Here is a 25,371-nt window from a genome sequence, read left to right as displayed (position 1 = left end):
CGTTCAGACTCCACAAGCGGCTGCGAGCAGCGCGTCGTAGCGATGCTGCGCGCGCAGGACCGCATCGCACACTTCGCGCACCGCGCCGTGTCCGCCCCGCGCCTCGGCCACCCAATGCGCGCGCGCGATCACCTCCGGATGGGCATTCGCCGGCGCGGCCGCGAAACCGCAACGCAGCATCACCGCGAGATCGGGCCAGTCGTCGCCCATGTAGCCGCACGCTTCGGCGGCGATGCCGGTCTTCTGCAACAGTTCGGCAAACGCGGCGGGCTTGTGCTCGACGCCCTGAAACAGATGCGCGATCTTCATCTCGGCCGCACGCGCGGCGACGATGTCCGAGCGGCGGCCCGTGATGATCGCCGTTGCGATGCCGGCTTCGCGCAACAGCTTGACGCCGTGGCCGTCGAGCGAGTTGAACGACTTCATCGCGTCGCCGGCGGCCGTGAAGTGCAGGCTGCCGTCGGTGAGAACGCCGTCTACGTCGAAAATCATCAGCTTCACGCGACCGGCGCGCTCGGCCGTGGACGCGGGAGATGAAGGGGACGCGGGGGACGTGGACATCAAATCACCTTCTTCGAGAACAGGTCGTGCATGTTGAGCGCGCCGACCAGCACGCCCGTTTCGTCGACGACGAGCATTTGGTTGATCCGGTGGCGCTCCATCAGCTCCACCGCCTCGACGGCCAGATGGTTCGGCGCGATCGTGCGCGGGTGGCGCGTCATCACGTCGGCGATCGGCAGCCGGCGGAAATCGCCGTCGCGCTCGAGCACGCGACGCAGGTCGCCATCGGTGAAGATGCCCGCGACGCGGCGTTGCCCGTCGACGACGGCCGTCATCCCCATGCGCTTCGCGGTGATCTGGAAGAGGGCGTCGGAGAGCGTCGCGTCGAGCGTGACGAGCGGCATTTCGTCGCCGGTGCGCATCACGTCGCGCACGTAGGTCAGCAGACGCCGGCCGAGTGCGCCGCCGGGATGCGAGCGCGCGAAATCGTCGGGGCCGAAGCCGCGCGCGTCGAGCACCGCGACGGCGAGTGCGTCGCCGAGCGCGAGCGCGGCCGTGGTGCTGGCTGTCGGCGCGAGATTCAGTGGACAGGCTTCTTTCGCGACGGCCGCGTTCAGATGGACGTCGGCGAGCTTGGCGAGGCTCGATGCGGGACGGCCGGTCAACGCGATCAACTTCGCGCCGAGCCGCTTGACGACCGGCAGGATCGCGACGAGCTCGGCCGATTCGCCGGAATACGAGATCGCGATGAACACGTCGTCCGCGGTGACCATGCCGAGATCGCCGTGACTTGCTTCGGCCGGATGCACGAAGAACGCAGGCGTGCCGGTGCTCGCGAGCGTCGCGGCGATTTTACGGGCGATATGCCCCGATTTGCCTATGCCGGAGACGACCACGCGGCCCCGGCAATTCAGCAGGAAGCCGACTGCGCTGACGAAATCTCCGTTGAGCTGATCGGCGAGTGCGCGAACGGCGTTCGCCTCGATGTCGAGCACGTCGCGAGCGAGCGCGAGCGCCCGATCATCATTGATTTTCGCTATCATGCGCGGAGTATAGCAAAGGCGTTTGTTCGCCGTGCCGGGCCCCTGGGGCCTGTTCACGCTGATAACGGGCTGGCAGCGCACATTCGCGGCGGATTCGAAAATCCGCTCGCGGAGCCGGCCACGGCGCCTGCGGGGGCGTCCCGCGGAGCGCAAAGGTCGATCGCCGCGTCATGCCCGTTGTGAATGCGTCGAGCATTCGCGTCGCTTCGAAGCCGGCCCTTGGGCACCCCGCGGGGCTGCCTTCGGTGGCCCCGCCGGGGCTTTGTTCGGTCGCCGCGCTCGGTGCGCGCAGCCCGTCATCAGCAAGAGCAGGCCTTGGCGCCCATCTCCCGTAGTCATCTCCCGGCCCAACCGGCGCTTGTACCGCGCCGCCGACGAACGAGGACGCTTCGCCCGTGATTTCTCCGCTCGAAATGACGCTTCTCCTGCTGCTCGCCTCAGTGGTGGGCGTCGTTGTGTTCAGGTCGCTGAATCTGCCGCCGATGCTCGGCTATCTGACCGTCGGCATCCTCGTTGGCCCGCACGCGGCGGGCTTCGCGGCCGACCTCGAGCGCGCCGAGCATCTCGCCGAATTCGGCGTCGTGTTCCTGATGTTCTCGATCGGCCTCGAGTTCTCGCTCGCGAAGCTGCGCGCGATGCGCCGGCTCGTGTTCGGGCTCGGGCTCGCGCAGGTGGTCGGCACGATCGCGGTCGCGCTCGTGCTCGGCGCGATCTTCGAGCGCTGGGTGCACATCACGTGGGAAGGCTGCATCGCGCTCGGCGGCGCGCTGGCGATGTCGTCGACGGCGATCGTCTCGAAGATGCTCGCCGAGCGGCTCGAGATCGAGACCGAGCACGGCCGCAACATCTTTGGCGTGCTGCTGTTCCAGGATCTTGCCGTGGTGCCGCTGCTCATCGTGATCGCCGCGTTCGGCGGCGAGTCGTCGAAGGATCTCGCGATGTCGCTCGGGCTTGCGTCGGTGAAGATCGTCGTCGCGCTCGCGCTGCTGCTCATCGTCGGCCAGCGCTTCATGACCCGCTGGCTCGACGTTGTCGCGAGGCGGCGCTCGCAGGAGCTGTTCGTGTTGAATCTGCTGCTGGTCACGCTCGGCGCCGCGTTCGTCACCGACCGCTTCGGGCTGTCGCTCGCGCTCGGCGCGTTCATCGCCGGGATGCTGATCGCCGAGACGCCATACCGCCATCAGGTGGAGGAGGACATCAAGCCGTTTCGCGACGTGCTGCTCGGCCTTTTCTTCGTGACGACCGGCATGCTGCTCGATCCGAGCGTGATCTGGCGGCATCCGTTCGTGGTCCTGGGTTTCTTCGTCGGCCAGATTCTGTTGAAGAGCATGATGATCACCGGGCTCGCGCGTGCGTTCGGCGCGGCGCCGGGCGTCGCGATGCGCACCGGGCTCGGGCTTGCGCAGGCCGGGGAGTTCGGCTTCGTGCTGCTGAATCTGATTCTCGATCGGCATCTCGTCGATCCCACGCTGTTGCAGGCGATTCTCGCGTCGATGCTGCTGTCGATGCTTGCCGCGCCGTTCCTGATCCAGAACGCGAACCGGATCGTGATGCGGCTGTCGTCCACCGAATGGATGCAGCAGTCGCTGCAAATGACGCGAATCGCGACGCAAAGCCTCAAGCAGCAAGGCCACGTGATCATTTGCGGTTACGGCCGCGCGGGGCAGAACCTGGCGCGGATGCTGGAGCAGGAGGGGATCTCGTATGTCGCGCTTGACCTCGATCCGGACCGCGTGAGCGCGGCGGCGGCCGCCGGCGAATCGGTCGTGTTCGGCGACGCGGCGCGGCGCGAGTCGCTCGTCGCGGCGGGCATTCATCGCGCGGCGGCGGTGGCGATCACGTATGCGAACACGCCGTCCGCGCTGCGCGTGCTGCACAACGTTCACGAACTGGAGCCGACGCTGCCCGCGATCGTGCGCACGGTCGACGATGCCGATCTCGAGAAGCTGCTCGCGGCGGGGGCGACCGAGGTGATCCCGGAGATCGTCGAAGGCAGCCTGATGCTCGCGTCGCATACGCTCGTGCTGATGGGCGTGCCGATGCGGCGCGTGGTGCGGCGCGTGGAGGAGATGCGCGATGCGCGCTACAGCCTGCTGCGCGGCTACTTCCACGGCGCGGACGATGCGGACGACGACGATCACGAGCAGGTGCGGCTACAATCGGTGCCCGTCGACGCGCGTTCGGAGGCGGTCGGCCGCTCGCTTGCCGATCTGGGTCTGTTCGCGCTCGGCCTCGAGGTGACGGCGATCCGCCGACATGGGATTCGCGGCGTCGAGCCTGATCCGGGCACGTTGCTGCGCGCGAGCGACATTGTCGTGCTGCGCGGCTTGCCGGAGTCGCTCGCGATCGCCGAGGAGCGGCTGTCGCGGCTCAGGCGCGACAGCGGGCCGGCCGCGGCGGTTTGACGCCGCGCGATTTTTTCGCCGGGTTCGGGCCACCGTCCGGATCGAGCCCCGCGTCGCGCGCGGCCCGACGTCATTCGCGCCATTCATTCAGTTTTGGAGAGTTTCATGATTGCCTCGTCGCACGACGCGCAGCCCGGTCCCGTCGAATTCATCCGCAGCCGGATCCGCACGGTGCCCGATTGGCCTCAGCCGGGCGTGATGTTTCGCGACATCACGCCGTTGTTGCAAAGCGCGAAGGCGCTGCGCGTGCTCGTCGATCTGTTCGTCGAGCGTTATGTCGACGCGAAGCTCGACTATGTCGCGGGGCTGGATGCGCGCGGCTTCATCATCGCGCCGATCGTCGCATACGAACTCAATGTCGGTTTCGTGCCGATCCGCAAGGTCGGCAAGCTGCCGTACAAGACGCGCTCGGAGTCGTATGCGCTTGAATACGGCACATCGACCGTCGAGATTCACGAGGACGCGTGCAAGGCCGGTGACAGGATCATCATCGTCGACGACTTGATCGCCACGGGCGGCACGATGATGGCGGGCAAGAACCTGCTCGAGCGGCTCGGCGCGCAGGTCGTCGAGGGCGCGGCGATCGTCGATCTGCCGGATCTCGGCGGCTCGGCTCGGCTGCGCGGCGCGGGTTTGCCGCTTTATACGGTCACCGAATTTTCCGGGCACTGAGCGCGTTGCGCGCCGCGTCTGCTTCGAATCATCAAGCGAGCTTGCGATGCCGAATTTCATGTTGTTTCTCGCCGCTTCGTTGGCGATCACGATTGCGCCCGGTCCGGACAACCTGCAGGTGCTTGCGCGCGGCATCTCGCAGGGCCGGATGGCTGCTGTCGTCGCAGCGCTCGGCTTCGCGTCCGGGGTGCTGTTTCACACGACGCTTGCCGCGTTCGGGATCGCCGCGCTGCTGAGTTCGTCGCCCGTCGCGTTCCATCTGCTCAAGCTCGCGGGCGGCGCGTATTTGATCTGGATTGGCGTGAAGGCGCTGGCGAGCAAGGGGCTCGCGGCCGCGCACGAACGCGCGCCGCAGCCGGTTGCGGCGATCTTCCGCCAGAGTGTGATCGGCAGTATGCTGAATCCGAAGGTGACGCTGTTTTTTGTCGTGTTCCTGCCGCAGTTCGTCGATCCGGGCGGCACGCAGCCCGTTGCGCTGCAAATGTTCGAGCTGGGTGTGCTATTCATGACCCAGGCGGCCATCGTGTTCTCTGCGTTCGGCCTTGGCGCGGGGGCGATCGGCGGATGGCTCAAGCGCCGGCCGCGTGCGGGCGTCTGGCTCGACCGGCTCGCCGGCGCGACGTTTGTCGCGCTCGGCCTGCGCGTGGCGTTCAACGATTGACGCGGCGCGCGATGATGACCTTTCCGTGCATCGCCGCCGCGCGCCGTTTCGATCCATCGGCGCACATACCGTTCTGGATCGCCGGGCGGCAGATCGGCTGGCTGCGCCGCTGCGATGTCGCGCGGCTCGCGCGCTGGCCGGACGTGTTCGAGTTTCCGGCGGGGCGTGTGGAGCTTGCCGCGCGCTATGACAGCGTCGACGCGCGCAGCATGGCGCTGGCAGGGCCGATCGGCGCGCTCGCGGCCGACGGCGCGATCGTCGGTTGGCGCGACGAGATCTATGCGATCCGCAACCGCTTCGACGATCCGCCGCTCGCGTACATCGAGCGTGCGGCGTCGCGCTTCTTCGGTACGCTGACATACGCGGTGCATTTGAACGGCGTCGTAGAATATGCGCCCGCCGAGCCGTTTCGAATGTGGCTGGGCAGGCGCAGCGCGACAAAGGCGACCGACCCCGGAATGCTCGACAACGTCGTCGCGGGCGGCATCGGCTGGGGCCTGGGCATCGAGGACACGCTCGCGAAGGAGTGCTGGGAAGAGGCGGGCATTGCGCCCGAGCTTGCGGCGCGCGCGATTCCCGGCCGCGTTGCGCACGTGCTGTGCTCGCTGCCGGAGGGCACGGAGGCCGAGCAGGTATTCATCTACGATTTGCCGCTGCCACGCGATTTCTCGCCGTGCAATCAGGACGGCGAAGTGGCCGAGCATCTGCTCGCGGGCGTCGACGAGATCGTCGGCTGGCTGCGCGCGGGCGCGGCAACCGTCGATGCGAGCGTCGCGATGCTTGACAGCCTAGTGCGTCATCGTGCGATTTCGCCCGAAGCCGCGCCCGGGCTCGACGCGCTGTTCGTGCCGCCGCCGCTGGCGTTCGGTTGAGCCGCGCGGTGCGAATCGGTTTGATCAGAAGATTAGAGAAATGGGAGTCGCGGTCATGTCGACCGATCACAGCTTTATCCTGAAACTGTCGTGCCCGGATCGGCACGGCATCGTCCACGCGGTCTCGGGTTTCCTGTTCGAGCGCGGCAGCAATATTCTCGATTCCGCGCAGTTCGGCGACAGCCATACCGGCGAGTTCTTCATGCGCGTGCATTTCGATCAGGCCGATGGGGGCAGCGCCGCCGCCGCGCTCGACGCGCTGCGCGCCGAATTCGCGCCGCTCGCCGCGCAGTTCGACATGCGTTGGGAACTGCATGACGCCTCGGTGAAGCCGCGCGTCGTGATCCTCGTGTCGAAGATCGGTCATTGCCTGAACGATCTGCTGTTCCGTTACCGGACCGGCCAGTTGCCGATCGAGATCTCGGCGATCGTGTCGAACCACAAGGATTTCTATCAGCTTGCCGCGAGCTACGACATTCCGTTCCACCACTTCCCGCTAGCCGCGGGCGCGCCGGCCGACGCGAAGGCCGCGCAGGAGGCGCGCGTGCTCGAGGTGATCGGCGAGCATTCGGCCGATCTCGTCGTACTCGCGCGCTACATGCAGATCCTGTCGCCGGCGATGTGCGAGCGGCTGGCGGGGCGCGCGATCAACATTCATCATTCGTTTCTGCCGAGCTTCAAAGGCGCGAAGCCGTATTACCAGGCGTTCGATCGCGGCGTGAAGCTGATCGGCGCGACCGCGCATTACGTGACGACCGATCTCGACGAGGGGCCGATCATCGAGCAGGAGGTCGAGCGCGTCGATCACAGCATGACGCCGGACGAACTGACGGCGGTCGGGCGCGACGTCGAATGCGTGACGCTCGCGCGCGCGGTGAAGTGGCACGTCGAGCATCGGATCGTGCTGAACGGCACGAAGACGGTGGTGTTTCGCTGAGCCGGCACGGCGGATTTCAAGGCCGGCCGCCCCGCGAGCCCGCGCATCGCGCGCCTGCGGCAGTGCAAGGCGAGAAAAGAAAAAAGGCCGCGTTCGACGCGGCCTTTTTTCTTGGCGCACTCGGCGAGACGTCGGCCGAGCGCTCAGATGAGCCGCAGATAGAGCAACTCGCGCTTGACGTATGCATAGAAAATCGGTGCGGCGATCACGCCCGGCACGCCAAACGCCGCTTCCATCACGAGCATCGCCAGCAATAGCTCCCACGCGCGCGACTCGATCTGGCCGCCGATGATCCGCGCGTTCAGAAAATATTCGAGCTTGTGAATGATGACGAGGAACGCAAGCGAGGCGACCGCGGTGCTCATGCTGACCGACAGCGACACCGCAACGATCAGCGTGTTCGAGATCAGGTTGCCGACCACGGGCAGCAGGCCGACGATGAACGTGACGAGCACGAGCGTCTTGGATAGCGGCAGCCGCTGGTGGAACATCGGCAGCGCGACGAGCAGGTACAGGCTCGTGAAGAACGCGTTGAGCGCGGAGATCTTGATCTGCGCGAACACGATCCGGCGGAACGCGTCGGAAAAGCGCGAGATGCGCGTGATGAGCGCGGTGGACAGCGGCTGGCGCGGCTTGTGGCGATCGACGCCGATCGCGATCATCGCGCCGATGATCATTCCGAACAGCACATGGCCGAAGCCGCGCGCGACGTTCTTGCCGCCTTGCTGGAGCTGATCCATGTGCTTGTTCATCAGCAGCGTGGCCTTCGCGCGCATCTGATCGGCATCGACGGGCAGTAGGTTCGAGATCCATGCGGGAGTGCGCGCACGCGCCTGATCGACGATCTGCATGAGCTGGCCGAGCAGATTCTGCGCATTCGGGACCGCGTGCTCAAAATGCTCTATAACGGCGATCGTCAGGCCGGCGAGGCCGCCGACGATCACGGCCGACAGCAGCACGACCGCGAGCCAGCGCGCGCGCTGGCTCGACATGTGGCGTTCGATCGCGGGCGCGATCATGTGGACGAGCTGATAGACGAGCAGACCGGCCAAGAGGCCGCCGAGCAGCTTCAGGGACAGGATGAGCCAGAGCGCGACGACGGCGAGGAGGTAGCTGCCGATCTCGATCGCCGAAAGCTTCGGCAGGCTGAAATCGCTCGTTAGCCGGACGCTGCGCAGGTGCGGTTCCCGCGACTGCGGCTCGCGCGTCGGCTCAGATTGCTTCTCCATGACTTTCCCTGTATCTAGACCGCCATCCCGCACGTTTGAGGCCGCAAGCGCGCGGCGGACAATGGCTAGGCATCGCCGCGCAGTATAGCAACGATTGTTGGCCGGAATATTAGGATGTTGTAAGGAAAAATCGCGCGTTGCGCTTGCGGGCGGCAGCCCGTTGCCCGTGCACGTCGAGCGCCGGACATTGTGCCGCGGGCGCGGGGTGGGCCGTCGCGCGGCGGGCCCGCAAGCACCGCGCGCGCAAATGACCGGCAGCGGCAAACCCGCGGGCTTGCCGCTTGCGCCCGGCCGGGTTATTTGCCGCGCTTCAGAAGCGGGGCCAGATACTTGCCGGTGAAGCTCGCCTTCGTCTTCGACACCTGCTCGGGCGTGCCCTGCGCGATGATCTGGCCACCGCCCGCGCCGCCTTCCGGGCCAAGATCGATGACCCAGTCGGCCGTCTTGATCACGTCGAGGTTGTGCTCGATGATGACCACCGTGTTGCCCTGGTCGCGCAGACGGTGGATCACTTCGAGCAGCAGCGCGATGTCGTGAAAGTGCAGGCCGGTCGTCGGCTCGTCCAGGATGTACAGCGTGCGGCCCGTGTCGCGCTTCGACAGCTCCAGCGACAGCTTCACGCGCTGCGCCTCGCCGCCCGACAGCGTCGTTGCCGATTGGCCGAGCCGGATGTAGCCCAGACCCACGTCGAGCAGCGTCTTCAGCTTGCGCGCGACCACCGGCACCGCGTTGAAGAACTCGTAAGCATGCTCGACTGTCATGTCGAGCACTTCGCTGATGTTCTTGCCCTTGTACTGGACTTCGAGCGTCTCGCGGTTATAGCGCTTGCCGTGGCACACGTCGCACGGCACGTAGACGTCCGGCAGGAAGTGCATCTCCACTTTCAGCACGCCGTCGCCCTGGCATGATTCGCAGCGCCCGCCCTTCACGTTGAACGAGAAGCGGCCCGGATCGTAGCCGCGCTCCTTCGACGTCGGCACGCCGGCGAACAGTTCGCGAATCGGTGTGAACACGCCGGTATAGGTGGCCGGATTCGAGCGCGGTGTGCGGCCGATCGGCGATTGATCGACGTTGATCACCTTGTCGAAGTGCTCGAGCCCTTCGATCGACTCGTGCGGCGCCGGTTCCGCCGACGAGCCGTACAGATGACGCGCGACCGCGTGGTACAGCGTGTCGTTGATGAGCGTCGACTTGCCCGAGCCGGACACGCCGGTGATGCAGGTCAAGAGCCCGACCGGCAGTTCGAGGTTCACATGCTTCAGATTGTTGCCGTGCGCGTCGACGATCCGCAGCATCCGTTCGGCGTTCGGCGCGATCCGCTCGTCCGGGTACTCGATCGTCTTTTTGCCGGACAGGTACAGGCCCGTCAGCGATTCGCCGTTATTCTGCACCTGCTTCGGCGTGCCTTCGGCAACCACCACGCCGCCATGTTCGCCCGCGCCCGGGCCCATGTCGACCACGTAATCGGCGGTGCGGATCATGTCCTCGTCGTGTTCGACGACGATCACCGAATTGCCGAGATCGCGCAGATGCTTGAGCGTTCCGATCAGGCGATCGTTGTCGCGCTGGTGCAGGCCGATCGACGGTTCGTCGAGCACATACATCACGCCCGTCAAGCCCGAGCCGATTTGCGACGCGAGCCGGATGCGCTGCGCCTCGCCGCCCGACAGCGTCTCGGCGCTGCGCTCGAGCGACAGATAATCGAGGCCGACGTTGTTCAGGAACGTGAGGCGCGCGACGATCTCCTTGATCACTTTGTCGGCGATCTCGCGCTTCGCGCCGTCGAGCGTCAGGCCGGCGAAATAGCCGAGCGCGTCGCGCAACGGCCAGCCGCTGATTTCGTAGATCCCGCGCGCGTAGTCGCCCGCGCCGATTCGCACGTAGCGCGCCTCGCGGCGCAGCCGCGTGCCGTCGCACGACGGGCACGGCTGGTTGTTCTGATATTTCGCAAGCTCCTCGCGCACCGCAGCCGAATCGGTCTCGCGGTAGCGGCGCTCGAGGTTCGGAATGATTCCCTCGAACACGTGCTCGCGGATCGTCGTGCGGCCGCGCTCGTTGATATAGGAGAACGGAATCGTTTGCTTGCCGGAGCCGAACAGCAGGATCTTCCTGATTTTTTCGGGAAGATCCTCGAACGCCGTGTCGATGTCGAAATCATAGAATGCCGCGAGGCTTTGCAGCATTTGGAAGTAGAACTGATTGCGCCGGTCCCAGCCCTTCACCGCGCCCGCCGCGAGCGACAGCGACGGATGCGCGACCACCCGCTTCGGATCGAAGAACGTGATCTGGCCGAGACCGTCGCATTCCGGGCACGCGCCCATCGGGTTGTTGAACGAGAACAGGCGCGGCTCGAGTTCCTGCAGCGAATACGAGCAGACCGGGCACGCGAACTTCGAGCTGAACAGATGCTCGCGGTCGGTATCCATTTCGAGCGCGATCGCGCGGCCGTCGGCCAGGCGCAGCGCGGTCTCGAACGATTCGGCGAGGCGCTGCTTCATGTCCGCGCGCACCTTCAGCCGATCGACGACGACGTCGACCGTATGCTTGTCGTTCTTCTTGAGCTTCGGCAGCGAATCGACGTCGTAGATCCTCGCGACACCCTCGTTCGCCGCGCCGCCGCCCGAGCGCACGCGAAAGCGCACGAAGCCCTGCGCCTGCATTTCCTCGAACAATTCGGCGTGCTCGCCCTTGCGGTTCGTGACGACGGGCGCGAGGATCATCAGCTTGGTGTCCTCAGGCAGCGCGAGCGCCGCGTCGACCATCTGCGACACGCTTTGGGCCTCGAGCGGGATTTCGTGGTCCGGGCAATACGGCGTGCCGACGCGTGCGTACAACAGCCGCAGATAGTCGTGGATTTCGGTGACGGTGCCAACCGTCGAGCGCGGATTGTGCGACGTGGCCTTTTGCTCGATCGAGATCGCCGGCGACAAACCCTCGATCAGATCGACATCGGGCTTCTCCATCAACTGAAGGAACTGCCGCGCGTATGCGGACAGGCTTTCGACGTAGCGCCGCTGGCCTTCCGCATAGAGCGTGTCGAATGCGAGCGACGATTTGCCGGACCCGGACAGGCCGGTGATCACGATCAGCTTGTGCCGCGGAAGGTCGAGATTGACGTTCTTCAGGTTGTGGGTGCGCGCCCCACGGATACGGATATGTTCCATGAACCCGGCGGAAGAGGAGGGGACCAAACCTGCTACTATAACGACTTTTCGGGACCGTCGTTCCAGGCTCCGAAGCATTGCAAGAGCCGTCAGCAGGGAGCGCTCGCGCCGCCACGCTGCGCCGAGCATTCGAATTCAAGCCCGATGTCCAATCATTCCGTCGCATCCACCCGCATGAGCGCGCCCGAATTGCGCGCGACCACATCGCTCGCGGCCATCTTCGCGCTGCGCATGCTTGGGCTTTTCATGATCATGCCGGTGTTCTCCGTCTACGCGAAGACGATCCCGGGCGGCGACAACGTGCTGCTCGTGGGCATCGCACTCGGCGCGTATGGCGTCACGCAATCGCTTCTGTACATCTTCTACGGCTGGGCGTCGGACAAGTTCGGGCGCAAGCCGGTGATCGCCGCCGGCTTGTTCGTGTTCGCGCTCGGCAGCTTCATCGCGGCGTTCGCTCACGACATCACGTGGATCATCGTCGGCCGGATCGTGCAGGGAATGGGCGCGGTGTCGTCGGCGGTGCTTGCGTTCATCGCCGATCTGACGTCGGAGCGTAACCGGACGAAGGCGATGGCGATGGTCGGCGGCTCGATTGGCGTGTCGTTCGCGGTTGCGATCGTCGGCGCGCCGATCGTGTTCCAGTGGGTCGGGATGAGCGGCCTGTTCGCGATCGTCGGCGCGCTGTCGGTCGTCGCGATTGGCGTCGTGCTGTGGATCGTGCCGGACGCGCCGCGGCCCGCTCACGTGCCCGCGCCGTTCGCCGAGGTGCTGCACAACGTGGAACTGCTGCGCCTGAATTTCGGCGTGCTCGTGCTGCATGCGACGCAGACCGCGTTGTTCCTCGTCGTGCCGCGGCTGCTCGTCGATGGCGGGCTGCCTGTCGCGTCGCACTGGAAGGTCTATTTGCCGGTGATGGGGCTTGCGTTCGTGATGATGGTGCCCGCGATCATCGTCGCTGAGAAACGGGGCAAGATGAAGCCCGTGCTGCTCGGCGCAATTGCGGCTATCCTGATCGGCCAATTGTTGCTGGGCTTCGCAACGCATACGATTCTGATTGTCGCGGCGATTCTGTTGGTTTATTTCGTCGGTTTCAATATCCTCGAGGCGTCGCAGCCGTCGCTTGTGTCGAAGTTGGCGCCGGGCTCGCGCAAGGGCGCGGCCACGGGCGTGTACAACACGACGCAATCGATCGGGCTCGCGCTCGGCGGTGGTTTGGGCGGCTTCTTGCTGAAGAGCGGGGGGGCGAACACCGTTTTCTTCGCATGCTCGGCCCTCGTGGCCGTGTGGCTTATAATCGCGGCCCGCATGAAACAGCCGCCGCGCAAGGCCTGACACGCGAGCGCCGGGCGAAGCCGCGCGGCGGCGTGAGGCCGGAGCCGGGCATGCGGCCTCACGCCGCCGCCGCAAACGGCTTTGCCGCGCTGTTTGGCATCGAATCAACTGGAGAAACACATGGCATCCGTCAACAAGGTCATTCTCGTCGGCAATCTCGGCGCCGATCCCGAAGTGCGTTACCTGCCGAGCGGCGATGCGGTCGCGAACATCCGCCTTGCGACGACCGATCGCTACAAGGACAAGGCGTCCGGCGAATTCAAGGAAATGACCGAATGGCACCGCGTGGCGTTCTTCGGACGGCTTGCCGAGATCGTCAGCGAATATCTGAAGAAGGGCTCGTCGGTTTATATCGAGGGGCGGATTCGCACGCGCAAATGGCAGGGGCAGGACGGGCAGGACCGCTACTCGACCGAGATCGTTGCCGACCAGATGCAAATGCTTGGCGGCCGTGGCGGCTCGGGCGGCGGCGGTGGCGATGACGGCGGCTATGGCGGCGGTTACGGTGGCGGCCGCGATGCCGAACGCGGCGGCGCTCGCCCTGCTGGCGGCGGCGCCTCGGCTGCGCGCGGCAGCGGCAGTGCCAGCCGGCCGAGCGCGCCGGCCGGCGGCGGGTTCGACGAGATGGACGACGATATTCCGTTCTGAGGTCTCGTAACCTAACGCTGTAAAGATCAGCCCCGCCTTTGGGCGGGGTTTTTCTTTGCATACGCGCTTCACGATTGATTTTCGTTAGCGTTAATGCGCTGGGTCGACACGGCCGAAACGCGGGCGCCGGGTCATCGCGAGCGGCCTATCGAGGCGGCGGTCCGAACGGCGGGCAGGGCGACAAAAATGCCGGCGCGCTCAGTCCCATTGCGCCGCGAGGCCGGCCGGATCGACTTCGCGGCCGTTGCGTTCGAGCGCGGCGATCTGGGCGATGTCGTCGTCGCTCAGGCGCAGCGTCTGGGCGAGCAGATTGCTTGCGAGGTTCTCGCGCTTCGTGGACGACGGAATGACCGAGTAGCCGAGTTGCAGCGCCCATGCGAGCGCGACCTGGGCTGGCGTGGCGTGGTGCCGCCGCGCGATCGCGCCGATAGTGGGATCGCCGAGCACCTTGCCATAAGCGAGCGTCATATACGACGTGACATGGATACCTTCACGCCGCAGGAACTCGACGAGCGTGCGGTTCTGCAGATACGGGCTCAGTTCGATCTGGTTGGTTGCGATCGCATCCTTGCCAACCACGGCGATCGCCTGCCGCGTCAGTTCGATGTTGAAGTTCGAGATGCCGATTTGCCGCGTCAGGCCCTTTGCTTTTGCGTCGGCGAGCGCGGTCATGAATTCCTCGAGCGCCACGCCGTTGCCGGGCGCGGGCCAGTGGATCAGCGTCAGATCGACGTAGTCGGTGCGCAGTTTCGCGAGACTCTGCTCGAGGCTCGGCGCGAGCTTGTCTTTCGCATAGTGGTCGACCCAAATTTTCGTGGTCACGAACAGTTCGTCGCGGCGCACGCCGGAAGCGGCGATCGCGCTGCCTACTTCGGCTTCGTTACCGTAAATCTGCGCGGTATCGATCGCGCGATAGCCGAGTTCGAGGCCGGTACTGACCGAATCGATGACAACTTGCCCTTGCAGGCGGAATGTGCCGAGGCCGAAAGCGGGGATTTTGTTCATTGTTTATTCCTGGGAGGGATCGCGCTGTCGGCCATTCTGGCGGTGGGGGGAGATGAAATAAATGCCGCTGCAAGACAAAGATATTTGATTTCAAATCAAATAGGGAAGCCGATCGAGATCGGTTGCGGGTGGCTCGGAAACGTGCGTGCGGCCGCCATGCTTCAGGCGGCGCGCTTCCTTGAAACGACGGCGAGGCCGACCGAGCCAACGCGGCGACCTTGGCTCGGATTTCGGGCGGTTACGAGTGCGCAACCCGTTCAACACGCGCGGGCTGCTTTCGACGCGATGCCGTTCGATTCACGGTATGGCGAATGCGAAGAGTTCGACACGAACGAACGTCGCCCGGGCTGGCGGAAGAAGGGGCGCAGCCCTATTGCAAGCCGGGTGGAAAGCATCGTAGCGAGATGGCGGACCTTTGCAGGAAGCAGCTATGCGCCAAAGGCGCCTGTCTGGCTTGGGCGCGCCGAATTACCCGCGCAGCCCCAGTCCCTTCATGTTTTCGGCTTCCAGCGCCGCGCGCCATTCCTCGCTTGCCTCAATCGGATCCATCGCGTCGTCGATCGAGAACATCGCGCGTTCAGCGGCCATTCTCGTTTCGTCGGCTAGAACGTCCTCCGACGCGCCGGAGTCGTCCTCGGGCGGCATCATCATGTCGCGCAGCATCGCTTTGAGCTCAGGCGTATCCCAAGGCAGGCCGCGCTGCATTCGAATCTTGATGTAATGCCTGACTTCCGCGTCCTGTTCCGGCGTCAACGGCAATCCGCGGAAGGTGCTTTCTGAGGCAGGAGGAATCATGGCGGGCTCCAGCTTTCCAGGTGATCAGTGTAGTCCCGTTGCGGTCTGGAGTGCGATAAAAAACAAAACCCGGCGATTCCCCACGAATCCCGGGTTCCTCGTTTGCCGCGCTTTCGATCTCCTGTATATGCCCGAGCGGGCAAACGCAGTTAACCGATGACGGCAACGACAGCAAGTAACTACCGAATTTCTCCTTATTCCGGACGAGTGATGCGTTACTCCCCGGGCGCCGTTTCGAATCGACAGCGCACGATCTTGGCACGTGACCGATGCCCGTTTGTCATTGATGCTGCGTTTCCGGCCGCCGCAACATGGCGGCGGCCGGGCGCAGTCTTTCGGCCCTCGTGAAACGGGTCATAGGCCAAGCGTACCGCTCCTGCTTGTGCAGCCGACAACCGGCGCACAAACAGTGAATCTGAAATCCAGCTTCTTGCCCGGTATGTCGAGCGTGAGATCGGCTTCGGACTTCAGCTTGTCTACCGCACCGCCGAATTTCGCGCTCGGATGCGCGTGATTCAACGTACCGCCGCCAATCAACCGATTCGCGATGTAAAGCTCCACGGTCGCGGAAACCGGGTTCGCACTCACGCGGAATTCCAGCGTCACCGGACCGACCGCGACCGAGTGCCGGGACGCGCTGAAAATATCCTTGTCGAGCTGGTTGGCTCGGATATGCGCGAGCAGATCCGGGTTCGCGCCCATTTTTTGCGACGACCGCATGGCGGTCGAGTGCAGCGGATGAACGGTGCTCATCGGCTAATCCACGTAGAGCGCGTCGACATCGGTGTCCGCCGTATCGTCGCGGAGCAGATCGACTGGGACAGGAATGATGCCGTTCGCGCCACGAATGAAAATCTCCTTGTGATATCGGCTCTCGAATGAATAAACCGGCGTCGTATAGTGTCTGACAGACGGTGATGGACGTTTGGCGGTGCCCATCACCTTGAGAACGACGCCATCCATGAAATGGAGTTCGGGCGCAAGCCGGATATGCCCGACATGCAACGGTGCGTGCCCCTTCGCGATGATCCGGAAAAAACCTGGCATGCGAGAACCGAAGGCCGCATAAATCGCCTTTGCATTCGCGACGGGTACGAGTACCCGGTGAAGCTGGCTGATTTCCGAACTCATGGTTGGTTGGTCTCTACTCGCGACTTCCCGCACGTCTACATGCAAGAACTCACTTCTTTGTTGCCGGCCCGTGTCGTTTCCGACATCACGAACGTTACGGCGGCGCTTCGATGAAATCCATTACATTTGATTACGCAAGCCACCGGCTTTCTATTTGCTGACGGAAAGTGGGCCGGGGCGGTGATTTGTTCGTGATTTCGTCCGGTTCGCGTCTTCATTTCGGGGCAACGCTGTGCCGGCGAAACAAATCCGAACGATTTGGCCGGCAAACGCGATCACATCGTCCACAGTCTTGTCGACCCTCTCACACTTGCCTATGATTTAACAGAATTCAACATTTGACCGTCAATCGTTCACATAAACAGCACGACCTTCCTCTGCTGGGCCGGCGGAACGTCGTGCGTTTTTCTATGGGCCGTCGAAATGGCGTTGCTTGAAAATGGTTTGTCAGGGCAGTTTTGTCTGCTGCGCGCGCATCACGTGTTAGGGCGCGATCCGTTGCGCTGCGACACGGTGCTTAACGATTCCTATGTGTCGCGCGTCCATGCGAGTATCTGCTGGGCCGCGGGGCAGTGGGAACTGCACGACCATAGCCGCAACGGCACATTCGTATCGGGCGCGCTTGTCGGCGCGGGCGAGCGGGTGGTGTTGCGCGAGGGCGATCTGATCCAGCTCGGCAGCGCCGGCTCGGTGCGCTGGCGCATTCATCAGTTGGGCGAGCCTGTCGACATGCTCTGGCCGCTGCATCCGCCCGCACCGCCGATCAGGCTTGAGCGCGTGCACGCGCTGCCGGGTACGATGGTCACTGTGTCGCGCTCGGTGCACGGCGACTGGCTGTGCGACGACACGGCGCCGCCGCGCGTGTTGCGCGACGGCGACACCGTGATTTGCGGTGATTTCGCTTGGCAACTGGTGCTTGCGCACTGGAACGAAACGGGCGCGCTGCCGCGCGCGGCGCAGGCCGTTGCGTTGCCGCAACGGGTCGATTTCGTCGTGAGCCGCGACGAGGAACACGTGAGCGCGACGCTGCATACGCGCGGCGGCGCGATCGATCTGGGCGCGCGTGCGCACCACTATTGCCTCGTGACGCTCGCGCGGGCGCGGTTCTCGGACGCGCGGGCGGGATACGACACCGCATCGCAAGGCTGGATCGAGCTTGATACGCTCGCGCGAATGCTCGGACTCGACGAATCGCACGTCAATGTGCAGATCCATCGCGCCCGTTCGCAATTCATGCCGCTTCTGTCCGCCGGTTCGCCTGAACTCGTCGAGCGTCGCCGCGGCGGCGTGCGCTTTGGTGCGCTGGCGTTTCGCGTCATGCGCGGTGACCGGCTCGAGTGCCAGTCGCCATGTTTGGCCGACCCTTTCGACGCGCCGGCCAAGCCGGCCACCATCGACAGCTCGCCAGCTTCCCTTTATTCCATCGTTTCGAGCTGAGCGGCGTTTCATGGGAAAGTCGGTTTTGGCTGGACGCAAAAGTATTTGCCTGCGCGATCCGCGACCGTTTCCGGACGAAGGCGCGGAACTGCAGGGCATGCATCGCTATCGTTTAGGCGCGGTACTCGGCGAGGGCGGTGCGGGATGCGTCTACGAGGCGATCCGGCTCGATACGGCGCGGCGCGTCGCGATCAAGCTGTTGCGCGATGACGCGTCGCGCACCGGGCGCGAGCGCGCCCGCTTTCGCCGTGAACTCGAATTGTGCGCGCGGCTGTCGCATCCGAACGTCGTCGCGCTGCTCGACAGCGGGGAGACTGCCGACGGCCGGTTGTTCGCGGTGTTCGAGCATGTCGCGGGCCGCACGCTGCGCGCGTTGTTGTCGGCCGACGGCGCGTTGCAGGCCGAGACGACGGGTGTACTGATGGCGCAAGTGCTGGACGGGCTCGCGCATGCACACGGCAATGGCGTCGTGCATCGCGATTTGAAGCCGCAGAACGTGATGGTGACGATGATCGACGGCGAGCCATGCGCGAAAATTCTCGATTTCGGCATAGGTGCGCTGCTGCCCGATGCGCGCGCCGCCGACGAACTGACGCTGACCGCGGCGACCGAAGTGCTCGGCTCGCCGCAATATTGCGCGCCCGAGCAGCTTCGCGGCGAGCCCCCGACCGCGAAGAGCGATTTCTACGCGTGGGGGCTGATGGTGATCGAGTGCTTGACCGGGCATCCGGTGATGCAGGGCGCGAGCGTCGCGGATGTCTTGTACCAGCACCTGAGCCCCGTCGATGTCGCGTTGCCGCCCGCGATTGCCGCGCACCCGCTCGGAGATGTGTTGCGCGATGCATTGAACAAGGATCCGCGGCAGCGCGCGGCTTCCGCGCAGGCGCTTGCCAGCCGGTTTCGCGCGATCCATTTCCCGGCACTGGTCGGCGGCCTGCGCTACGGCCGGCGCGCGAGCGCCGGGCAGGCGGGTCTCGCGCACCGTGAACCGGGTCGGCCCGCAGCCGCAGACGCGCCGCTCGGGCGGCGGCAGATCACCGCGCTGTGCTGCCGCGTCGCGCTTGCCGCGAATGTCGGCCACGATATGGACGATGCGGCCGCGCTCGAGGAAGCGCTCGACACGACTCACGCGCAATGGCTCACGCGCTGCTCGGACATTGCGATCCGCTATGGCGGCTATGCGGCGGGCACGCTTGGCGACACGCTGCTGTTCTACTTCGGCTATCCGCAGAGCATCGACCGGCCCGCGCAGCGTGCGTGTCGTGCGGCGCTCGAAATGACGCGGCAGGCGGAACAGGCGGTTGGCGCATGGCGCATCGAAATCGCGGGGGCGATCCATGTGGGCGCGGCGCTTGCATCGGCGAGCGGCGCATCGGGCGGCGCGATGGCGCGCGCGACCATCGGCTTGCAGCGCATCGCGCAGCCGGGCCGCATCCTGTTGAGCGGCGAGGCGGCGCATGCGCTCGAGCGTCATGTCGACGCGGCGTTGACGGCGCACGTCTTCGCGGCGCCCGGCGCGACGGCCCAGCCGGTGCATGAACTGCTCGGCGAGCGTTACGAGCGCGGGCCGTTCGAGTCGCTCGAGCTCGGCGATGCAGTGCCGATCGTCGGCCGCGAGCGTGAGCAGGCGGCGCTCGCGCGCGCGTGGCGCGACGCGGCAAACGGCGACAAACATGCCGCCGGTGAGCGGCGCGCGACCCTTGTGGTTGGCGAGCCTGGCATCGGCAAATCGAGGCTTGTGCACGCGTTGCGCGAAACGGTGCGCGCGCAGGGCGGCGCCTGCGCCGTGTGCGTTTGCCTGCCGGAGCAGACGAACCATGCGCTCTTTCCGATCCTGCGGTTCGTGCGCGCGCACTGGCAGCTCGATACCGGCGGTGCGGACGCGCTTGAGCGCATGCTCGACGCGTTCGACGGCGACCGTGCGGCCGCGCGCGCGATGCTCGCCGCGTGGCTCGGGCTGCCGGGGGCGGTGGATCAATTGCATTGGTCGGGTGCGCAGCAGCAGGCGCTGTTCGATGTGCTGTGCCAACTTCTCGCGTCACTCGGTGCGGGCGGCCCCGTGCTTGTGATAGTCGAGGACGTGCAGTGGGTCGACAGCGTGACGGGCGATTTTCTCGACGTGCTTTCGCGTCATCCGGTCTGCGCATCGATGTGTATCGTGTTGACGTCGCGGCCGGAGCAACTGGAGCGCTGGCGCAACAATACCGAGCGGCTGATGCTGCGGCGCTTGCCGGCCGCGGCCACACGCAGCTTGATCGCATCGCTGATGCCTGGCGTTCACGCCGATCACGCCGCGCTCGATTTTCTCGCGAAACGCACGGGCGGCGTGCCGCTGTATGTCGAGGAAACGGTGCGTGCGCTCTTGTCCGGCGGCGCGCAAAACGCGCACGGCGATTTGCTGGATCTGTCGGACGCGGCGCGCTGGCCGTTTCCGGGCAGCTTGCGCGAGACGCTCGAGCGCACGCTCGAACGCGCGGACGACACGCTCGACACGGCGCAGCTTGCCGCGACGATCGGGCTGGAAGTCGATGCGCGGCTGCTCGCGGCTGCATCGCCGCACGAGGGCGCCGCGCTCGACGATCGTCTGCGGCGCCTGCTGGAGGGCAGGGTGTTGTATGCGCAGCACCGGCTGGGCGGCGCGACTTATGTGTTTCGTCACGCGCTGCTGCGCGAAGCCGCGTATGAATCGATGCCGGCCGCGGTGCGTCGCGCGAACCATGGCCGCGTTGCGCGGGCCTTGCTCGCGCGCCCCGCGAGCGGCGACGTTGCCGCGCGCTCGGCGGTCATCGCCAATCACTTCGCGAGCGCGCATGCGTATACGGATGCCGTGCCGCACGGCATCGACGCGGCGCGGCGTTCGCTCGAACGCTCGCTTCACGACGACGCGCTTCGCTATGCGGGGGCGGTGCGTGGCTGGCTGCTGCATTGCGACTATCCGGATCTCGACAAGGACGCGGTCGAGACCGACTTGATCCTCGCGCATGCGCAAATGGCGCGCGACGGCTGGGGCGACCCGCGCGTGCGCGAGCACACGGACCGCGTGCTCGCGCGCGTGGCCGCGCTTTCCGATCCGCAAGCCGCGGCGAGCGCGTTGGGCACCATCGCGCTCTACTCGCATGTCGCGCGCGATGCCGCGGCGGTGCGCGAAACCACCGACCGGTTGTCGGAGCTGGCCCGCTCGTCGGCGCGCGCGGATCTCGTCGTTGCCGCCGACGCATTGCGCGGCATCGGTTTATGGATCGACGGCTACGCGTCACAAGCGCTCGAAGCGCTCAATAGGGCGATCACCGCATACGATCCGTGGCGCGACGCCGACCATCGTTACGTGCTCGGGCTCGACACGCGGGCGTGGGCTTTGTCGGCGCAGGCGAGCGTATTGCTCGACATCGATGACAATGTCGAGCGCACGCTTTCGGTCGCGCGCGAGGCGGTTGAACTGGCGACCTGCACCGATCATTTACCGACGATCGGCGTGACGCTGATGTATTTGTCGCGGATGCAGCAGACCGTCGGCGAGCGCGATGGTGCGCGCGATACGCTGGATGTGCTGCTGAGCCTGGCGCGGCGCTATGGAATGAGCGCGGTCGAAAGTTATGCGGCGGTCGTTCAAGCATGGTGCGACGGCGATCGCGACGCGGCGGCCGCGAACGTTGCCGCGCTGTACGCGGCGGGGTGCCGGCTCGGCCTGACTTATTACGAATCGGTCGTTGCCGATATCGATGCGGCGCGCGGCAACTGGGGCGCGGCCATCGAGACGCTCGATGCGTGCCTGGCGCTTGCCGACGTGACGGGAGAGCGCTTCTACGTGGCGGAGCTGCTGTTGAAGAAGGCGAGTTGCTTGCACGAGGCTCACGAGCGCCGCCCGAACGACGTCGTCGATGCGCTTTGTGCCCAGGTTGAGGCGATCGCAACGCAGCAGGGAATGCACCGGATCATGAAGAAAGCGCAGCGCCAACTGCGCGAGTTCCAGCTAGAACGTTATTCAACCTCGAGAGCATATGATGGACCATAGTGCTAACTTACCTACATACGAGCAATTTTTGGAGTTCCGCGCGGCTGTTATCAGAGCGATTGCCGTGGCCTGGAACGACAACGATTATCTCGACCAGCTATTGGCCGACCCGGTTAAGGCATTGCACGATAAATTCGATTACCGCTTTCCTCTGGCGGTGGACCTGAAGGCGGTGGCCGAAACCGCGACCTGGACGCCCGAGACGACAGCCGGCTGGACATGCATCAAGAACAACGTGCTTGAACTCGTGTTGCCGCCCGCGCCGCCTCAAGATCAGGAGGCTGTCGCGCTGGCCGCATATAACAGCAGAAATCTCACGCCGTTCGGACGCTGATTCGGGAGAATCAATATGGCATTGGACAACGCAGTTCCTACCCAGTATTCGTTGCTTGAGTTTCAAGAGGTCTATCTTCGCGCGATCGCGCTATCGTGGCGGGACCCCGTGTTCAAGGCGGCGTTGCTCGAGAATCCTCAAGACGCGATCGAGCGTTACCTCAATTACCGCTGCCCGTGGATCGTCGATTTGAAGATTACCGAGGCCGGACCGGAATGCGGATGGGATGTGCAAGCGCAGCGCTGGAATTTGCCGCGCAACGCGATCACGTTCGGCGTGCCGAAGCGGCCCGAGCTTGCCGAGCAGGCGATCGCGCTTGCCGCGTATAACGATTCGGGCCCCGCCTATCTGTTCTCCTGCTGCTGACTGGATGTATGCAATGAGATGGCGCAGCCTGTGTTTCGGGCTGCGCCGTTTGTTTTGATGGCGGCTTTACCTGTGGAGCGACCATGTTCGATGATTTCTCGCGCGTGCTGCGCTTCAAGCCGCATTTGCTCGTGCTCGACGCCGGCCCCGACGTGCTGTATGTCGTCGATGAGTTTCGGCGCGCGGCGCTGCCGGGCGCCGTGTTTCCTGCACTGGCCGCATGCGTGCACGACGGTCTGTCGATTGCGCAAACGTTTGCGGCGCTCGCCGGGCGGTTTTCCGATTGGCAGTTGCTGGCGGCGCTCGATCATTTGGTGCGGCGCGGTTATGTGAGCGCCGACGCGCCGGGTGAACGCGATATCGCGGCGGGTTTCTTCGAGCGCACGGGCGTCGACGGTGCGACTGCGGCCGGCATCGCATCGCGGCTCGCGGTAAGCGTCGAGGCGTTCGGCGTGGACCCGGCGGTTCAACTCGACGCATTGGCCGCGGCCGGCATAAGCGTGACGCCGCATGCGCCGCTTGTCGTCGTGTTGACCGACGGTTACGACCGCCCCGAACTTGCCGCGGCCGCCGAACGTGCGGCGGGGCGCGGCGGTGCGTTGTTCATCGTCGTGCCCGATCGCGTCGAACCGCTGCTCGGGCCGTTGATCGGCCCGCTGTCGGTGCCGGCCGGCGCGGCGGCCGATACCGTGGACGATCGGCCCTGTATCGAATGTGTGCGTTACTGGACGTCGCTGAACCGGCCAGTCGAGACGTTGCTCGCGCGTCTTCACGGCCACGATGCCGTGCGCCCGCCGCCCGTGCGCAGCCGGGCGAGCGCGGCTGTCGTGGCCGCGCTCGTCGCGTCGGCCGTCGAGCAGTTCGCGGTGAGCGCCGAGCGCCGCCGGGCAGCGGCCGCGCGGATCGTGTCGCTGCGCGTCGACACGCTCGCGTGCGTCGCGCATCGCGTGCTCAGGCGCGCGCAGTGTCCGAATTGCGCCAACCCGGCGTGGATGCGCGAGCAGGCCGAGCGGCCGATCACGCTCGCCTCGGTCGATACGGCCGCGCCGCGTGAAGGCGGCTATCGCACGTTGACCGCCACCGAGTTTTTCGAGCGCTATAAGCACCTGATTTCGCCCGTCAGCGGACCGGTCGTCTATCTGCATCCGATGCCGGGACGCAATGCCGGGAACCGGCATGTCTATGTTGCGGGCTATCTGGTTTGTCCGCGCCAGGCGGCGCCGCGCGAGAATCGCTTCGACAAGCTCAGCTCCGGCAAGGGCGCAAGCGATGCGCAGGCGCGTGCGAGTGCGCTGGCCGAAGCGCTCGAACGCTTCAGCGGCGTTTATCAGGGGGACGAAGCGGTGATACGCGGCAGCCTCGCCGAACTCGCCGCGCATGCGCCGCCAGGCTGCGCTCCGATAGACGTCAATGCGTTGCAGCAATTCAGCGAGCGCCAGTTCGAACAACGCGAGCAGCAAAACCAAACCACCGACGATCCGCGCAAGCAGATTCCCGAACGCTTCACGCCGGACAGCGTGATCGACTGGACGCCCGCGTGGTCGCTTGCGACCGGCGCGCGCCGGCTGGTGCCGCTTAGCTATTGCTATGCGGAGACGCCTGCGTCGAGCGGCACTGCCTATTGCATCCATAATCCGAACGGCTGCGCGGCTGGCGTATGCATCGAGGAGGCAATTCTGCAGGGGCTCTTCGAATTGGTCGAGCGCGATGCGGTGGCGATCTGGTGGTACAACGAACTGCGCCGGCCGGGTGTCGATATCGCGAGTTTTGCCGATCCGTATTTCGATGCGCTCGTCGCCGAGTATGCGTCGCTGGGCTGGCGCTTGTGGGCGCTGGACCTCACGCATGACCTGCGCATTCCCGTGTTCGCGGCGCTCGCGCGTGAGGAAGCGACGGGCCGCTTCTCGATCGGCTTCGGCTGCCACCTCGATGGCGGCATCGCGTTGCAGCGGGCGCTGACCGAGGTGAATCAGTTGCTCGACGTCGGCGCGTCGGCGCCTGCGCCGTGGGATGCCGGCAAGCTGGCGACCGACGCGTTCTTGTTTCCCGATTCCGCACAGCCGCTTGTGCTCGCGCCAGCGTTTGCGCGGGCACACGGCGCGGGCTTCGACTTGAAGCAAGGTGTCAACGAGTGCGTCGCGCGTTTGTCGGCCGCGGGTATCGATACGCTCGCCGTCGACAAGACGCGGCCCGACATCGGCTTGTCGGTGGTGCAGGTGATCGCGCCCGGCCTTTGCCACTTCTGGCCGCGCTTTGGCGCGGCGCGGCTGTATTCGGTGCCGGTGCGCGAGCGTTGGCGCGCGCGCGCGCGTGACGAGGCCGAGCTGAACCGCGCGCTGTTGTTCCTATAACGCCGGCGCAGGTGAGAGCGGATTTTTTATTACGCCCGATGCGATCGCAGGCAATGAGGCCGTTCGGGCGTCAATATGACGGATTTGATCGCGAATATCCATATGTTGGTGAGGCTACAAGCGTCGAGAATCAATCGATCGAAATTAACGATATTAATAAATAAAGCTTGATTATTGACGCCGGGGATTTTTATTTTTAACCGATTATTGATTTGCAGTATGGACTGATGATTGCATAAGTGCGCTCGCACTCAATGATACGTGGGCTGTAGTGCCGCTTGGGGAGCGGCGCTGCCGGAATTCGTGCATTTGTCAGGAAACGATTGCGTCATCCACCACACATACCCGATTCCGGTTGTCGTGGATGATCGCATAAACTTCAGTGAGTGCGAATCGATATTCAATTGATATCCGAATATCGAATTGCCGGTTAATCGAATGCATTGCCGAATTTCCGGCGATTTACCTTTTTCGGG

Annotated in this window: 20 protein-coding genes; 12 read left to right on the top strand and 8 right to left on the bottom strand. The window is 65.1% G+C overall.

The annotated features are described in order from the left end of the window. Positions 1–3: 3 nt before the first annotated feature. Together WS68_RS04490 and kdsD are read right to left on the bottom strand one after the other, a co-directional pair. Entirely contained in the window at positions 4–561 is a 558-nt protein-coding gene (locus WS68_RS04490) for a KdsC family phosphatase (protein ID WP_059569655.1), read from the bottom strand. Next, on the bottom strand, positions 561–1,544 hold the full coding sequence (gene kdsD, locus WS68_RS04485; RefSeq protein WP_059569654.1) for an arabinose 5-phosphate isomerase KdsD: 984 nt from the start codon (positions 1,542–1,544) through the stop codon (positions 561–563). The genes WS68_RS04490 and kdsD overlap by 1 nt, the downstream gene beginning before the upstream one ends. A gap of 395 nt (positions 1,545–1,939) precedes the next feature. Between kdsD and WS68_RS04480 the strand changes: the two genes are divergently transcribed. From WS68_RS04480 to purU, 5 genes are all read left to right on the top strand, one after another. Then, entirely contained in the window at positions 1,940–3,949 is a 2,010-nt protein-coding gene (locus WS68_RS04480; RefSeq protein WP_059569653.1) for a monovalent cation:proton antiporter family protein, read from the top strand. Between the two features lie 105 nt (positions 3,950–4,054). Continuing rightward, complete coding sequence (locus tag WS68_RS04475) at positions 4,055–4,621, top strand: adenine phosphoribosyltransferase (RefSeq protein ID WP_059569652.1); 567 nt, start codon at positions 4,055–4,057, stop codon at positions 4,619–4,621. A 46-nt stretch (positions 4,622–4,667) separates the two neighbouring features. Continuing rightward, positions 4,668–5,282: a LysE family translocator gene (locus WS68_RS04470; protein WP_059569651.1), complete on the top strand. Its 615-nt coding sequence runs from the start codon at positions 4,668–4,670 to the stop codon at positions 5,280–5,282. Between the two features lie 14 nt (positions 5,283–5,296). Beyond that, positions 5,297–6,154 carry an NUDIX hydrolase gene (locus tag WS68_RS04465; protein ID WP_059569705.1) on the top strand — a complete coding sequence of 286 codons (858 nt, stop codon included), beginning with the start codon at positions 5,297–5,299 and terminating at the stop codon, positions 6,152–6,154. Positions 6,155–6,209: 55 nt separating this feature from the next. Beyond that, positions 6,210–7,091, top strand: a complete 882-nt coding sequence (gene purU, locus WS68_RS04460; protein ID WP_059569704.1) for a formyltetrahydrofolate deformylase — start codon at positions 6,210–6,212, stop codon at positions 7,089–7,091. Between the two features lie 143 nt (positions 7,092–7,234). Here purU and WS68_RS04455 read toward each other — a convergent pair whose 3' ends face one another. Then, entirely contained in the window at positions 7,235–8,320 is a 1,086-nt protein-coding gene (locus tag WS68_RS04455; RefSeq protein ID WP_059569650.1) for an AI-2E family transporter, read from the bottom strand. 296 nt (positions 8,321–8,616) lie between these two features. Next, positions 8,617–11,484: an excinuclease ABC subunit UvrA gene (gene uvrA, locus WS68_RS04450; RefSeq protein ID WP_059569649.1), complete on the bottom strand. Its 2,868-nt coding sequence runs from the start codon at positions 11,482–11,484 to the stop codon at positions 8,617–8,619. A 144-nt stretch (positions 11,485–11,628) separates the two neighbouring features. Here uvrA and WS68_RS04445 point away from each other — a divergent pair, with 144 nt between their 5' ends. Together WS68_RS04445 and WS68_RS04440 are read left to right on the top strand one after the other, a co-directional pair. Beyond that, a complete protein-coding gene (locus WS68_RS04445) occupies positions 11,629–12,816 on the top strand; it encodes an MFS transporter (protein WP_059569648.1) in 1,188 nt (395 codons plus the stop codon). A gap of 120 nt (positions 12,817–12,936) precedes the next feature. After that, the gene (locus tag WS68_RS04440) at positions 12,937–13,464 is read left to right on the top strand and encodes a single-stranded DNA-binding protein (protein WP_059569647.1); all 528 of its coding nucleotides are present in this window, start codon (positions 12,937–12,939) and stop codon (positions 13,462–13,464) included. Between the two features lie 198 nt (positions 13,465–13,662). Here the strand turns inward: WS68_RS04440 and dkgB are convergent, their stop codons facing one another. The 4 genes from dkgB to WS68_RS04420 form a co-directional block, all read right to left on the bottom strand. After that, positions 13,663–14,469: a 2,5-didehydrogluconate reductase DkgB gene (gene dkgB, locus WS68_RS04435; RefSeq protein WP_059569646.1), complete on the bottom strand. Its 807-nt coding sequence runs from the start codon at positions 14,467–14,469 to the stop codon at positions 13,663–13,665. Positions 14,470–14,937: 468 nt separating this feature from the next. After that, complete coding sequence (locus tag WS68_RS04430) at positions 14,938–15,264, bottom strand: hypothetical protein (RefSeq protein ID WP_059569645.1); 327 nt, start codon at positions 15,262–15,264, stop codon at positions 14,938–14,940. A gap of 354 nt (positions 15,265–15,618) precedes the next feature. Then, positions 15,619–16,017, bottom strand: coding sequence for a hypothetical protein (locus WS68_RS04425; protein WP_059569644.1), 399 nt, complete (start codon positions 16,015–16,017; stop codon positions 15,619–15,621). A gap of 3 nt (positions 16,018–16,020) precedes the next feature. Beyond that, on the bottom strand, positions 16,021–16,440 hold the full coding sequence (locus tag WS68_RS04420; protein WP_231752943.1) for a hypothetical protein: 420 nt from the start codon (positions 16,438–16,440) through the stop codon (positions 16,021–16,023). 378 nt (positions 16,441–16,818) lie between these two features. Here WS68_RS04420 and WS68_RS04415 point away from each other — a divergent pair, with 378 nt between their 5' ends. The 5 genes from WS68_RS04415 to WS68_RS04395 all read left to right on the top strand — a co-directional run bounded on the left by WS68_RS04415 (position 16,819) and on the right by WS68_RS04395 (position 24,895). Continuing rightward, positions 16,819–17,832: an FHA domain-containing protein gene (locus WS68_RS04415; protein ID WP_059569642.1), complete on the top strand. Its 1,014-nt coding sequence runs from the start codon at positions 16,819–16,821 to the stop codon at positions 17,830–17,832. 10 nt (positions 17,833–17,842) lie between these two features. Further along, positions 17,843–21,844, top strand: coding sequence for a TOMM system kinase/cyclase fusion protein (locus tag WS68_RS04410; protein ID WP_059569641.1), 4,002 nt, complete (start codon positions 17,843–17,845; stop codon positions 21,842–21,844). Then, positions 21,831–22,178, top strand: coding sequence for a BMA_0021/BMA_0022 family TOMM bacteriocin (locus WS68_RS04405; protein ID WP_059569640.1), 348 nt, complete (start codon positions 21,831–21,833; stop codon positions 22,176–22,178). The genes WS68_RS04410 and WS68_RS04405 overlap by 14 nt, the downstream gene beginning before the upstream one ends. A gap of 15 nt (positions 22,179–22,193) precedes the next feature. Beyond that, on the top strand, positions 22,194–22,544 hold the full coding sequence (locus tag WS68_RS04400) for a BMA_0021/BMA_0022 family TOMM bacteriocin (protein ID WP_059569639.1): 351 nt from the start codon (positions 22,194–22,196) through the stop codon (positions 22,542–22,544). Positions 22,545–22,627: 83 nt separating this feature from the next. Beyond that, positions 22,628–24,895 carry a TOMM precursor leader peptide-binding protein gene (locus WS68_RS04395; RefSeq protein ID WP_059569638.1) on the top strand — a complete coding sequence of 756 codons (2,268 nt, stop codon included), beginning with the start codon at positions 22,628–22,630 and terminating at the stop codon, positions 24,893–24,895. Positions 24,896–25,371: the final 476 nt, after the last annotated feature.

The sequence above is a fragment of the Burkholderia sp. TSV86 genome (genome assembly GCF_001522865.1).
Lineage (GTDB): Bacteria > Pseudomonadota > Gammaproteobacteria > Burkholderiales > Burkholderiaceae > Burkholderia.
This window is presented reverse-complemented; position numbering and strand designations above follow the sequence as displayed.